Raw genomic sequence first — 12,807 nt, forward strand, 5'->3', positions numbered from 1 at the left:
ACGAGGCGATGACCCCAGCAGACGACACGCGTAACCACGACACGGCGGACGTGGCCACGCCCGACGCACCCGGGGTGGTGCTCCTGGTGTGGGACGCGCCCAACGTCGACATGGGGCTCGGCTCGATCCTCGGCGGGCGCCCGACCGCCGTGTACCGCCCGCGCTTCGACGCCCTGGGCCGCTGGCTGCTCGGCTACACCGCGGACCTGTCACAGCAGACCCAGGACGCGCTCGAGGCCGAGGCGACCGTCTTCACCAACATCGTCCCCGGCACCTCCGACAACGTCCGGCCGTGGGTCGAGGCGCTGCGCAACGTCGGCTTCGCCGTCTTCGCCAAGCCCAAGACCAGCGACGACTCCGATGTCGACGACGACATGCTGGAGCACATCGACCGGCGCGCCGAATCCGGCCGACTCGCCGGCGTCGTGGTGGCCTCCGCCGACGGCCAGGCCTTCCGTGAGCCACTCGAGGAGCTCGCCGAGGACATCCCGGTCGCCGTGATCGGGTTCCGCGAGCACGCCACCTGGGCCGTCCAACACGACACCATCACGTTCCTCGACCTCGAGGACATCCCCGGGGTGTTCCGCGAGCCGCTGCCGCGCGTCAGCCTCGACAACCTGCCCGACGAGGGTGCCTGGCTGCAGCCCCTGCGGCCGCTCACGGCACTGCTCACCTCGCGCTAGGAGTCCCGCGTGTTCAACTCCCTCGGGGCGTTCGTCGCCCGCCGCCGCATCCTGGTCGTGGTGTGCTCCGTTCTCGTCATGGCCTTCCTCAGCGTCGCCGGCAGCGCGTTCGGCAACCCGTTCGGCCAGGGCGGGTTCGAGGACCCGGACAGCGGGTGGGCGACCGCCGAGCGGCTCGAGCAGGAGGCGTACGGGCGCGACGCGCTCGGCGACGTCGTGGTCTCGTACCACGCCCCCGAGGGCACCTCGGTCGACGACCCGGCGTTCCAGGAGCCCATCCGGGCCTCGCTGGAGGCGATCCGCACCGAGCACCCCGACCAGGTCACCGGGGTCACGAGCTTCGTGTTCAACCAGTCGCCGGCCCTGGTCAATCGCGACGAGGGCATCGCGGTGGCCTCCATCCAGATCGCCGGCGAGGCCGAGGAGATCCTCCAGAACTTCCGGGTGATCGAGGACCGGATCCCCGTCGAGGGGATCCAGACCGACATCGCCGGGCTCCAGCCCGTGGCCGGCGCCCTGCAGGACGGCATGGACGCCGACCTCGTGCGCGCCGAGCTCATCGCGCTGCCGCTCGTGTTCCTGCTGCTCATCGTGGTATTCGGCGGCCTCGTCGCCGCCTTCCTGCCCGTCGCGGTGGGCGTGCTGACGATCCTCGGCTCGCTCGGTGCCCTGCACCTGCTCTCGCTGATCACGCCCGTCAACTCGTTCGCCCAGAACGTCGTCACCCTCATCGGACTGGGGCTGGCGATCGACTACGGCCTGTTCGTGGTGAGCCGCTTCCGGGAGGAGATGGCCGAGGGCTATCCGCCGGACGCCGCCGTGCGCCGGTCCGTCGCCACCGCCGGCCGGACGGTCGTGTTCTCCGCGGTCATGGTGGGCGTGACCCTGTCCGGTCTGCTCGTGTTCCCCCAGGACTTCCTCAAGTCCGTCGCGTACGGCGCGATCGCCGCCGTGATCCTCGCCGCCGCGCTGTCGGTCACGCTCCTGCCGGCCGTCCTGATGCTGCTCGGCCACCGCGTCGACGCGCTCGGGATCAAGCGGATGCAGCGTCACCGCACGCGCGAGGAGGTGGAGAACGGCCTGTTCGGCCGCGTCGCCGACTTCTCGATGAAGCGCCCGGTGGCCGTGGCGATCCCGGTCGTCGTGGTGCTGGTCGCGCTCATCATCCCCTTCTCCGGCGTGAAGTTCGGCGGCATCAACGAGACCTACCTGCCGCCCGACAACCCCACGCGCGTGGCCCAGGAGGAGTACGACCGGAACTTCCCCGGCACCCGCACCGACCCCGTCAAGCTCGTGATCCTGGGCTCCGACGGCGCGACCCTGTCGCAGATCCGCTCGGCGGCGAACGAGGCCCCCGGGCTCACCGGGCCGTTCCAGTTCGCCCGCTCGGGCGAGCAGGACGCGCAGGGCCGCGAGGTCGTGGTGCTGCAGGCCGGCGTCGTGGACCGCAACGCCGCCACCGACACGGTCGAGTACCTCCAGTCCTTCCCGATCCCGGCCGGCACCGAGGTGTTCGTCGGCGGCAACCCCGCCATGGAGAAGGACTCGGTCGACGCGCTGGTCGACGGGCTGCCGTGGTTCATCCTCTACGTGCTGCTGGCCACGACACTGCTCATGTTCCTCGCGTTCGGCTCACTGGTGCTGCCGATCAAGGCCGCCATCATGAACATGCTCGGCCTGGGCGCCACGCTGGGCATCCTCACGTGGATCTTCGTCGACGGGCACCTGTCGGGCCTGCTCGGCTTCACGCCCGGCCCGCTCACGTCGCCGGTCGTGGTGCTGCTCATGGCGATCATCTACGGCCTGTCCACGGACTACGAGGTCTTCCTGGTCTCCCGGATGGTGGAGGCCCGCTCCCGCGGCGCACGCACGGCGGAGGCGATCCGCAGCGGCGTCGCGCAGACGGGCCGGATCATCACCTCCGCGGCGCTCATCCTCATCGTGGTCACCGGCGCGTTCGCGTTCTCCGAGATCGTGATGATGAAGTACATCGCGTTCGGCATGATCGCGGCGCTCATCATCGACGCCACCGTGATCCGCATGCTGCTGGTCCCGGCGGTGATGCAGATGCTCGGCACCGACAACTGGTGGGCGCCCAGGTGGATGAAGCGCGTCCAGGAGCGGATCGGCCTGGGGGAGGCGGAGATCGACGACGAGCCCGAGCTCCTCACCGGCCGGCCCGCCGCCGCCGGCCACGACACAGGTCAGGCGGAACCGTCGGGGGCCGCCGGCGCTGTCGCGGTGCTCGACCGCGAGCCGGAGTCCGAGTACGAACCGGTGTACGACACCGAATATGACGACGAGCCGGAACCGTCGCCCGAGGGCAAGATCCCCGCGTCCGAGTTGATCGCCCGGCTCATGCAGGAGCGTCAACAGGGACCGGAGGCGTGACCGCGGTCCCGGGTCCCCGGAGTGGGAGCCTGGGCAGGGGCGCAGGCTCTGGTTATGGTGAGGTGATGACGGGGACGCGGGGCGCCGGTGCGCGGCGCCGTATCCGGGCGGTCCTGGGCAACCCGTGGTTCAAGGCCGGCGCGACGCTCGCCGTCCTCGGCTTCATCCTGTACTGGCTGCGCGGACAGATGCCGTTCTTCGCGGAGGGCTTCGAGGCCGTCGCGAGGCCGCACTGGGGCTGGGTCGCGGCCGCGCTCGTCTTCTCCTACCTGTCCATGTCGAGCTACGGCTCGGTGCAGAAGGTGCTGCTGCAGTCGGCCGGGGTCCGCGTCGGCTACTGGGCCAGCGTCGGCCTCGTCTTCTCGGCGAACGCCTTCTCGACCTGCATCCCCGGCGGTCAGGTCTTCGGCACCACCCTGACCTACCGCAAGACCCGGCAGTGGGGTGCCACCCGCGTCGTCGCGTCGTGGCAGCTCGTCATCTCCGGCGTCCTGTCGACCGTCGGCATCGTGCTGCTGGCGCTGCTCGGCTTCTTCCTCGTGGGGTCCGTGTCCAACCCGTTCCTGCTGGTGCTGTCCGCGTTCGGGTTGGTCGCGATCGTCGTGGTGGTCCAGTGGGCGGCCCGCCACCCGGACAAGATCGAGGGGGCGCTCCTGTCGATCCTGGGCTGGGTCAACGCCCGCCGCCGCAAGCCCGCCGACCACGGCGCCGCCGGGGTCCGCAAGGTCGTCGAGCAGGCCGAGGCCGTCGACCTGAGCAAGCGGCAATTGTCGCAGGCCTTCGCGTTCTCCCTGCTCAACTGGGTCGCCGACATCGGCTGCCTCTGGGCGGCCGCCAATGCGGTCGGGGCGCAGCACAGCATCGGGGGACTGTGCATCGCGTATGTGACCGGCAAGATCGTCGCCACCGCCCCCATCACGCCGGGCGGCCTGGGCACCGTCGAGGTCGCGCTGATCACCGCCCTCACGGCGGGCGGGCTCGGCGCGCACCAGGCCTTCGCGGCGGTGTTCGTCTACCGCATCGTCAGCTTCGTGCTGGTCGCCCTGGCCGGCTGGGTGATCTTCTTCCTCTTCTACCGGGGTGCCGTGGACGTGGACCCGGATGCCGAGCCGGAGGCCGAGGACGGACAGGACGGGCGGACCTCGTCGTCGTCGACCTCCTCGCCGCCGACCCCCGCCGACGGTGACGCGACGCCGCGGGTGACGGTCACGGCGGCCCCTCCGGCCGGGTTGACGGCGATGTGGCCCCTGCGCGGCACGCCGTGGCGCCCGACGGTGGCCCATGAGTCGGGGCCGCTGCCGCTGCTGCGGGTGCGCGATGACGACGCAGCGGACGAATCCGGTGGCGGGGCGTCCTGCACGATCGGCGGCGAGGAGTCCCGCCACGAGAAGGGTCGGTGATCAGGGTGGGCGTTCCGGTGATGATCGTGCTCGACGCGGTCCTGGTGGTGGTGTTCTCCACGTTCGGGCGCGGCGCGCACTCGGAGGGGCTGGGCGTGGCGCAGGTGTGGGGCACGGCGTGGCCGTTCCTCGTGGGCCTGGCGCTCGGGTGGCTGATCCTGCTGGCCGGCCGCCGGGCGCCCGCGTCGGTCGGTTCGGGCATGCTCGTGTGGCTGACGACGCTCGTGGTGGGCATAGTGATCCGCGGTGTCGGGGACGGGCGGGTGCCGCACTGGAGCTTCATCATCGTGGCCGGCGTGGTCACCGGGGTCTTCCTGGTGGGCTGGCGGGCCGTCCGCGCGCTGCTCGTCCGGCGGCGGGCCGCGCGGGCGGTCGCGGGCTGATCCGCCCCGGCCAGTAGGCGGAGACCCGGTCGGCCCGGCCGGGCCAGGGCGGGTCGGGTCAGCGCAGGCCGTCGGCCAGCCGCGCCACGACCTCCGGCGGGACCTCGATCGACTCGGGCAGCCGCACGCCGTCGGGCGTCGGCAGATCGCGCGGCACCGGGATCGTCACGGCCTCGACCGGCACGGGGACCTCCGGCGGGACCGGGGCCGGGGCGGCGTCGTTCACCGGCGCGGGTGCGGGCGCCGGGGCGGGCGCAGGCTCGGGGGCCGGGGCGGGCGCGGGCGCGGGCTCCGGCGTCGGCTCGACGGGGCCGAGCCAGGCGTCGAGGTCGGCGCGGGTGCGGGCGAAGACGTTGAGGTCGACGTCGCCCGCGAACCCGGGGACCTCTCCGGTCTCCGAGCGCTGCCAGAACAGCCACTGGTCCCAGCCGCCGATCACGGGCAGCGTCGGCTCGGACACGCCGTACTCGGCCAGCCACAGCGGGTACTCGGCGAAGCGCGGTGTGTTGGCCATGCGGTCGATCCAGAAGTAGCGGTACGTGTACAGGATCGGGGTGCGGCCGGTGCGGTGCGCGAGGGTGTCGAGGAAGACCTGCGTCCAGTCGGCGAGCTGCTGCGGGTCGAGCCCCTCGTCGGTCTCGAGGTCCAGCACGGGCGGCAGCTGCGGGCCGCCCACGGACTGCAGGCGGTCGGCGAACGCGTGGGCCTGCTGCGCGGGGTCCATCGCGGGCCGGGCCTTGTGGTAGCTGCCGACGAGCATCCCGGCCGCGCGCGCCCGGGCGACGTCGTCCTCGTAGTAGCGGTTGGCCGGGCCGGTGCCCTCGGTCGCCTTGACGAACACGAAGGAGTGGCCGGCCGCCGCGGCGGAGTGCCAGTCGACCCCGGCGCCGTGCGGGTGCTGCCAACTGGAGGCGTCGAGTCCCTGCGCGAGGCCGTGGTAGGCGGGCGCGAGCGGGACCTCGGCGTCGGCGCGGGGGGAGATGACGACGACGAGGAGGCCGATCGAGAGAGCTGCTGCGGAGGCCAGGGCGACGAGGAGTCGGGGGAGGAGGGCGCGTCGGGCTGACGGTCCGGCAGAAGTCATGGGGTGAGTATGTGGCAACCACAACAGTCACACAAGCAACTCGCGCAACTTTCTCCACAACTGTCCAGTTCGGGTGCGCCGCCGCCGCTGCGAGGCGGGGTCGTCCGGACCGGGGGTGGCGCGGGTCACGGAATCACAACAACCCGTAACACGCTGTCCCACGCGTACGGTGACCTGCTTTTCTGACCTACGCTCGAGGCAGCCCACCGACCAGTCGGGAGTGCCCCTCATGACCGATGCCATCGACCTCTCCGCCCCTCGTTACCGCCAGGACCTCGTCACGGAGGTCGACGGCCCGGACGACGACCCGTTCCTCGAGGTGACCGTCGCCGAGACCGTGGTGCTCGACGAGCACGGCGCCGATCGCGGGGTGCCCGAACTGCGGCTGCAGACCGGGGTCGAGGGCATCACGCTCACCGACCGGGACCAGATCCTCCAGCTCCAGGCCATCATCAACCGGGCCGTCAACCAGTGGCGGGAATCGGCCTCCCACCTGGCCTGAAGGCCGGGCCCCGGACGGCTGCCGGGCCCCGGACGGCCGCAGGTGACGTTCCGCCGCCGCCCTACTCGACCCGGATCCCCGCCTCGCCGATGAGGGCGAGCCCCACGCCCAGGACCTGCTCCGGCGAGATCAGCGCGCCCCGCAACGCCGAGGCTCCGCGCAGATCCTCCAGATCCGCGCCCCGCAGGTCGGCGGCCGCGAGGGTCGCCCGCTCGACGGTCGCGCCACGCAGGTCGGCGCCCTCGGTGATGAGGTCGGCGACCTGCGCCTCGAGCAGGTCCGCCTGGCGGCAGCGTGTCGCCGCGAGGCGCACCCGCTGCAGGCGCGCCATCCGCAGATTGATCATGTCGGCGTGGCAGTCCTCGAACGTCACGTCGGTCAGGCGCGCGTCGGACAGGACGAGACCGGTCAGGCGGCAGCCGACGAACCGGACCCGGGTCAGTGACGCACCGTCGGCGACGAGTCCGGACAGGTCGCAGCCGCTGAACACCGCGTCGGTGAGGCGGAGGCCGTCCGCGCGGGCCCCGCTGAGCCGCAGCCCCTCCAGTGCGGACTCGCGGATCTCCATGCCGCCCATCGACACGGCGCCCTCCTCCGGGGCGGGGGCGTGCTCGGCGGTCGCGAGGACGCCGTCCCAGAGGCCGTCGGGTTCGAGGTCGGACCGCGGCGGTGCGAGCTGGTCACGTCGGGGGAGGGTCGGCCCGGCGGGGGGTCGGGGCGTACTGGAGCGACGGCGAAGCGGCGGGGGCACGGGCGTCAGCCTAGGCTCCGGCGGGCGCGGCCCCGGGTCTGGCCTCCCGCGTGCGGGGTGGGGAGGAGTACGCTCGACCGCGTGGTAGACAGACCGGTCTATTCCGGGTGTCACGGATGAGAGGTGGGACCATGGGTCTTCGTGAGGCGTTCGCCTTCCCCGAGGTCGTCAACGACTACGCCGCCCGATGCACCGCCGCGCTCGTGGTGGCACTCGCGGTGGCGACGATCCTCGTGCCGTCGCCCGCGCGGGTCTGGCTGGCCGCCGCGCTGGCGGTCGGGTTCGCCCTGCGTGTCGCCGGTGGTCCCCGGTACTCCCCGTTCGGCCGTCTCTCGGTGCACGTGTTGGCCCCGCGCGTGAGCGCCGCGCCGAAGCTGGTTTCCGGCGCGCCCAAGCGGTTCGCCCAGACCATCGGCCTGGTGATGTCGTCTCTCGCGTTGGGGCTGTTCCTCGGTGGGCTGACCACGGCGGGTGTCGTGGTGCTCGCGGTGCTGGTGGCGGCGGCGCTCGCGGAGGCGGCGCTCGGATTCTGCCTGGGCTGCTGGATGTACGGGCAACTGCAGCGGGTCGGCCTCGTCTCGGACGACGCGTGTGTCGACTGCGCGGACATCTGGGCCCGGCCCGGGATGACCAACGCGAACTGACATCCTCCCAGCGCGACTCCCGCTGGATGCGCTGCCTCTTCGGCCCGCGCTGGCGCGATGGTCCATCTCGCCAGCGCGAGTGCGGTGAGAACGCGCATCGTCCCAGCGCAGGACAATGGGGCAGCGCGACCGGGGCCGGGTGTGCTGCCGCGGGGCACGCGCGCGCGGCTCTCGCCCCGCGTTAGTCCGCGTTCGGCCGCGTTAGGCTGGATGCATGAGTACTCCCGCCGACGACAGCGCCTCCGACCGCGACTTCGAGAAGCGGTATGACGCGTGGGCCGAGCAGGAAGGCGTGCGCGGGTACCCGGGTTCCGAGTGGGGCGATGCCGGCTTCGGGGACCCGACCGCGGGCGGGACGAGCTACGGCGGCGTGGGCGACGGCGGCTCGGGCCACGGCGACGCCGGCTACTCGGACCAGCAGTTCGACGCCCCGCGGTCAGGGGCGGCGTACGGGCAGCCGCCGGCCGCCGTGGACGGGTTCGATTCGGGTCGGTACGGCGCGCAGCCGCTGCCCGGGGGCGACCAGTCGTTCGGGGCGTACCCCTACGGGCAGCAGCAATACGGGCAGCCGGATTACGGGCAGCATCAGTACGGGCAGCCGGAGTACGGGACGCAACCCTACGGTCAGCCCTACGGCGCGACCCAGCCCTATGCCCAGCCCTACGGCGCGATGCAGCCCTACGGCCAGCCGTACGGTGCGATGCAGCCCTACGGCCAGTACCCGCCGGCCGCCCGCAAGGAGCCCGCACTCATGCTGGTGGCCTCGCTGCTCATCCCGGGACTGGGGACGATGCTCAACGGCCGGGTCGGCCGGGGCGTGGGCATCTTCCTCGGCTACAGCGTGGGCGTGCTGCTCTCGATCGTCCTCATCGGGCTGCCGATCATGCTCGGGTTCTGGGTCTGGGGGATGGTCGACGCCTATCAGGGGGCGAAGGATCACAACGCCCGCCACGGTCTGCCCTGATCCCGGGTCGGCCGCCGCGGGTCCGCGTCGGCGTCATCGCCCCCGCGCGGACGGCGGCCTTCCGTAACCTGGTCGCATGACAGCGACCGAGATCCCCACCACCGACGCCTCCCGCCCCTCGGGCCTGGACCTGCGGTATGTCGACCCGGACGTGAGGCCGCAGGACGACCTGTACCAACACGTCAACGGCACCTGGATCCGCGACCATGTGATCCCCGCGGACCGCCCGATCGACGGCGCTTTCCTCGCACTGCGGGACCTGTCCGAGGAGCGCGTGCGCGACATCATCACCGACGCCCCCGTGGACTCGCGGATCGGCGCGTTCTACGCCTCGTTCATGGACACCGACGCGGTGGAGGCCGCCGGCGTCGAGGCCCTGGCGCCGGACCTGGAGGAGGTCGACGCGGCCACGGACGCGGACTCCCTCGCGCTGGCGATGGCGCGGCTCGAGAAGGTCGGCGTCGGCGGGCTCATCGGCGCCTACGTCAACAACGACGCCAAGAACTCCACCGAGTACATCCTCTACCTGGTGCAGTACGGCATCGGCCTGCCCGATGAGTCGTTCTACCGCGAGGAGCAGTACGCGCAGATCCGCGAGCAGTACACCGACCACATCGCGCGGATGCTCGAGCTGGCCGGGCTCGCCGAGGCCACCGCGGCGCGGGAGAGCGCCGTCGAGATCCTCGCGCTGGAGACCCGCATCGGCGCCGCCCACTGGGACGTCGTGGCCCGCCGCGATGCCGACAGGACCTACAACCCGGTGACCTGGGACGAGCTGCCGGAGCTGGCTCCGGGCTTCCCGTGGCACGACTGGGCGCGCGAGCTCGGCGGCAGCGAGGAGACCTTCGGCCGGCTGGTCGCCATGCAGCCAGACTTCCTCACCGCGGTGGCCGCCCTCTGGGCGTCCGAGCCGGTGGAGACCTGGAAGGAGTGGCTGCGCTGGCGGATCGTCTCGTCCCGCGCGCCGTACCTGCCCGCGGAACTGGTCGAGGAGAACTTCCGCTTCTACGGCACCGCGATGTCCGGCACCGAGGAGATCAAGGCCCGCTGGAAGCGCGGCGTCGGCGCGGTCGAGGCCGCCCTCGGCGAGGAGGTCGGCAAGGAATACGTGGCCCGCCACTTCCCGCCCGGCCACAAGGCCCACATGCAGGAGCTGGTCGCCAACCTCACCGCGGCGTACCGCTACTCGATCAGCCGGCTGCCGTGGATGACCCCGGCCACCCGCGAGCGCGCCCTGGACAAGCTCGAGGCGTTCGTGCCCAAGATCGGCTACCCCGACAAGTGGCGGGACTACTCGGCGCTCGAGGTCCGCGCCGACGACCTCCTGGGCAACGTCCGCCGCTCCGCCGAGTTCGAGCACGCACACGAGCTGGGAAAGCTCGGCGGGCCCGTCGATCGCGACGAGTGGCACATGACGCCGCAGACGGTCAACGCCTACTACAACCCGGTGATGAACGAGATCGTCTTCCCGGCCGCGATCCTGCAGCCGCCGTTCTTCGACGCGGACGCCGACGACGCCGCCAACTACGGGGCGATCGGCGCGGTGATCGGGCACGAGATCGGCCACGGTTTCGACGACCAGGGATCGAAGTACGACGGCGACGGCAACCTGGTCGACTGGTGGACCGACGCAGACCGCGAGTCGTTCGGAACCCGCGTGGAGGCGCTGATCGCCCAGTACGAGGGCCTCACCCCGGACGGCCTGGACCCTGCCAAGGACCACGTCAACGGGGCCTTCACGGTGGGGGAGAACATCGGCGACCTGGGAGGCCTGACGATCGCGCTGCTGGCCTACCGGTTGGCGCAGGGCACGGACGGCGAACCCGCGCAGGGCACGGACGTGGGCCCGGAGATCGACGGGATGACCGGGATCCAGCGGCTCATCACCTCGTGGGCGATCGTGTGGCGCACCAAGACCCGTGCCGAGGAGGCCGCCCGCCGGCTCGCCGTGGACCCGCACTCGCCGCCGGAGTTCCGGTGCAACCAGGTGGTGCGCAACCTCGATGACTTCCACGAGGCGTTCGGCGTGACCGAGGCCGACGGGCTGTGGCTGGCACCTGAGGAGCGGGTGAGCATCTGGTGAGCTCGCCCGGGGGCGATCCCGCTCCTCCCCGCGGCGAAATGGGTACGGTGAGTGCCGTCACCTGATCTTAACGCTGGTCACAGTGCGGGACGCGGCGACAGCCGCGTCCCGCCTCGACCGTGAGGAGGAGCGGGGTCTCGATGTCTGAAGTTCTCGTGCCGCGCGAGGGCGCGCGCACCGCGGCGGACGCCCCGGCGATCCGCCAGCCGTTCAGGCTCTCGTGGCGGGAGCTGTTCATCACCACCGATCACAAGAAGATCGGGCTGATGTACATCGCCACCTGCCTGGTGTTCTTCTCGATCGCCGGCCTCATGGCCCTGCTCATCCGGGCGGAGCTGTTCTTCCCCGGCATGCAGTTCCTGTCGAACGAGCAGTACAACCAGCTGTTCACCATGCACGGCACCGTGATGCTGCTGTTCTACGGCACACCGATCGTCGTGGGGTTCGCCAACTACGTCATGCCGCTGCAGATCGGCTCTCCGGACGTGGCGTTCCCCCGCCTCAACGCCCTGGGCTACTGGCTCTTCCTCTCCGGCGGCATCATCCTCCTCACCGGCTTCATCACACCGGGAGGTGCGGCGTCGTTCGGCTGGACCATGTACATGCCGTTGGCGGACAAGATCCATTCACCGGGGGTCGGCGCGGACCTGTGGATCCTCGGGGTGGCGATCGGCGGCATCGGCACGATCCTCGGTGCCGTCAACTTCGTCACGACCATCGTCTGCCTGCGCGCGCCGGGCATGACGATGTTCAGGATGCCCATTTTCACGTGGAACATCCTGGTCACCTCGATCCTGATCCTGCTCATCTTCCCGCTGCTGACGGCGGCCGCGATGGGCGTGTTCTACGACCGCACGTTCGGCGGCCGGATCTACGACCCGGCCAACGGCGGGTCGATCCTGTGGCAGCACCTGTTCTGGTTCTTCGGTCACCCCGAGGTGTACGTCCTGGCGTTGCCGTTCTTCGGGATCATCACCGAGATCCTGCCGGTGTTCTCCCGTAAGCCGCTGTTCGGCTACGCGGGGCTGGTCTTCGCCACCCTGGCCATCGCCGCGTTGTCCATGTCGGTGTGGGCCCACCACATGTTCGCCACCGGCGCGGTGCTGCTGCCCTTCTTCTCCTTCATGACGTTCCTCATCGCCGTGCCCACGGGCGTGAAGTACTTCAACTGGATCGGCACGATGTGGCGCGGGAAGATCACGTTCGAGACCCCGATGATCTTCGCGTTGGGCTTCCTCGTGTCGTTCCTCTTCGGCGGGCTCACCGGCATCATGTTGGCCGCGCCCCCGATCGACTTCCACGTGCACGACTCGTACTTCGTGGTGGCGCACTTCCACTACGTGCTGTTCGGCACCGTCGTGTTCGCCACCTTCGCCGGGATCTACTACTGGTTCCCCAAGATGACCGGGCGGATGCTGGACGAGCGGCTGGGCAAGTGGCACTTCTGGCTGACGTTCATCGGCTTCCACACCACCTTCCTCGTCCAGCACTGGCTGGGCAACCAGGGCATGCCGCGCCGCTACGCCGACTACCTGGACTCGGACGGCTTCACGGTTCTCAACCAGATCTCGTCCGTGGGCTCGTTCATCCTGGGGATCGCGATGCTGCCGTTCATCTGGAACATCATCTCCAGCTGGCGCTACGGCGAGCTCGTCCTGGTGGACGACCCGTGGGGAGCGGGCAACTCCCTGGAGTGGGCCACCTCGTGCCCGCCGCCGCGCCACAACTTCGCGAGCCTGCCGCGGATCCGCTCCGAGCGTCCCGCGTTCGAGCTGCACTACCCGCACATGAGCGAGCGGATGCGCGCGGAGGCCCACGTCGGCGGCCGGGGCAGGGCCCAGGACCCCGGTTCCGCCAAGGACGTGCCCGAGCGGGGACCGTCGCCGCAGGAGAGGTGACCCGCCCCGCCGCCCGGGTCCTCG

The 12,807-nt window shown here is 71.1% G+C and carries 11 protein-coding genes; 9 read left to right on the forward strand and 2 right to left on the reverse strand.

Translation table 11 applies throughout. The annotated features are described in order from the left end of the window. Positions 1 to 8: 8 nt before the first annotated feature. The 4 genes from RWK90_RS16785 to RWK90_RS16800 all read left to right on the forward strand — a co-directional run bounded on the left by RWK90_RS16785 (position 9) and on the right by RWK90_RS16800 (position 4,857). Positions 9 to 683 carry an NYN domain-containing protein gene (locus RWK90_RS16785; RefSeq protein ID WP_314038768.1) on the forward strand — a complete coding sequence of 225 codons (675 nt, stop codon included), beginning with the start codon at positions 9 to 11 and terminating at the stop codon, positions 681 to 683. Positions 684 to 692: 9 nt separating this feature from the next. Then, entirely contained in the window at positions 693 to 3,074 is a 2,382-nt protein-coding gene (locus RWK90_RS16790; protein WP_314038769.1) for an MMPL family transporter, read from the forward strand. A gap of 65 nt (positions 3,075 to 3,139) precedes the next feature. Then, positions 3,140 to 4,474, forward strand: a complete 1,335-nt coding sequence (locus RWK90_RS16795) for a YbhN family protein (protein WP_314038770.1) — start codon at positions 3,140 to 3,142, stop codon at positions 4,472 to 4,474. After that, on the forward strand, positions 4,471 to 4,857 hold the full coding sequence (locus RWK90_RS16800) for a DUF3054 domain-containing protein (protein WP_314038771.1): 387 nt from the start codon (positions 4,471 to 4,473) through the stop codon (positions 4,855 to 4,857). The genes RWK90_RS16795 and RWK90_RS16800 overlap by 4 nt, the downstream gene beginning before the upstream one ends. Positions 4,858 to 4,915: 58 nt before the next feature. Here the strand turns inward: RWK90_RS16800 and RWK90_RS16805 are convergent, their stop codons facing one another. After that, on the reverse strand, positions 4,916 to 5,941 hold the full coding sequence (locus RWK90_RS16805; protein WP_314038772.1) for a glycoside hydrolase family 25 protein: 1,026 nt from the start codon (positions 5,939 to 5,941) through the stop codon (positions 4,916 to 4,918). Between the two features lie 229 nt (positions 5,942 to 6,170). On the opposite strand from RWK90_RS16805, the gene RWK90_RS16810 reads away from it, so the two are divergent. Further along, positions 6,171 to 6,443, forward strand: a complete 273-nt coding sequence (locus RWK90_RS16810; RefSeq protein ID WP_314038773.1) for a hypothetical protein — start codon at positions 6,171 to 6,173, stop codon at positions 6,441 to 6,443. Between the two features lie 61 nt (positions 6,444 to 6,504). Here the strand turns inward: RWK90_RS16810 and RWK90_RS16815 are convergent, their stop codons facing one another. After that, entirely contained in the window at positions 6,505 to 7,194 is a 690-nt protein-coding gene (locus RWK90_RS16815; protein WP_314038774.1) for a pentapeptide repeat-containing protein, read from the reverse strand. 131 nt (positions 7,195 to 7,325) lie between these two features. Between RWK90_RS16815 and RWK90_RS16820 the strand changes: the two genes are divergently transcribed. The 4 genes from RWK90_RS16820 (at position 7,326) to ctaD (ending at position 12,783) form a co-directional block, all read left to right on the forward strand. Next, positions 7,326 to 7,838 (forward strand): DUF4395 domain-containing protein, encoded by a 513-nt coding sequence (locus tag RWK90_RS16820; protein ID WP_314038775.1) that lies wholly within the window; start codon positions 7,326 to 7,328, stop codon positions 7,836 to 7,838. 214 nt (positions 7,839 to 8,052) lie between these two features. After that, positions 8,053 to 8,802, forward strand: coding sequence for a hypothetical protein (locus RWK90_RS16825; RefSeq protein ID WP_314038776.1), 750 nt, complete (start codon positions 8,053 to 8,055; stop codon positions 8,800 to 8,802). A 76-nt stretch (positions 8,803 to 8,878) separates the two neighbouring features. Beyond that, positions 8,879 to 10,885 carry a M13-type metalloendopeptidase gene (locus RWK90_RS16830; RefSeq protein ID WP_314038777.1) on the forward strand — a complete coding sequence of 669 codons (2,007 nt, stop codon included), beginning with the start codon at positions 8,879 to 8,881 and terminating at the stop codon, positions 10,883 to 10,885. Between the two features lie 140 nt (positions 10,886 to 11,025). Continuing rightward, on the forward strand, positions 11,026 to 12,783 hold the full coding sequence (ctaD, locus tag RWK90_RS16835; protein ID WP_396230355.1) for a cytochrome c oxidase subunit I: 1,758 nt from the start codon (positions 11,026 to 11,028) through the stop codon (positions 12,781 to 12,783). The last annotated feature ends 24 nt before the right edge of the window (positions 12,784 to 12,807 follow it).

The organism is Dietzia sp. CH92 (genome assembly GCF_032248695.1).
Taxonomy (GTDB): Bacteria; Actinomycetota; Actinomycetes; order Mycobacteriales; family Mycobacteriaceae; genus Dietzia.

Bases quoted from the DNA above. Each gene is read 5' to 3' on its own strand.
- RWK90_RS16805 (WP_314038772.1), bottom strand. From the start codon at position 5,941: ATGACTTCTGCCGGACCGTCAGCCCGACGCGCCCTCCTCCCCCGACTC.
- RWK90_RS16785 (WP_314038768.1), top strand. From the start codon at position 9: ATGACCCCAGCAGACGACACGCGTAACCACGACACGGCGGACGTGGCC.
- RWK90_RS16830 (WP_314038777.1), top strand. From the start codon at position 8,879: ATGACAGCGACCGAGATCCCCACCACCGACGCCTCCCGCCCCTCGGGC.
- RWK90_RS16825 (WP_314038776.1), top strand. From the start codon at position 8,053: ATGAGTACTCCCGCCGACGACAGCGCCTCCGACCGCGACTTCGAGAAG.
- RWK90_RS16810 (WP_314038773.1), top strand. From the start codon at position 6,171: ATGACCGATGCCATCGACCTCTCCGCCCCTCGTTACCGCCAGGACCTC.
- RWK90_RS16820 (WP_314038775.1), top strand. From the start codon at position 7,326: ATGGGTCTTCGTGAGGCGTTCGCCTTCCCCGAGGTCGTCAACGACTAC.
- ctaD (WP_396230355.1), top strand. From the start codon at position 11,026: ATGTCTGAAGTTCTCGTGCCGCGCGAGGGCGCGCGCACCGCGGCGGAC.
- RWK90_RS16795 (WP_314038770.1), top strand. From the start codon at position 3,140: ATGACGGGGACGCGGGGCGCCGGTGCGCGGCGCCGTATCCGGGCGGTC.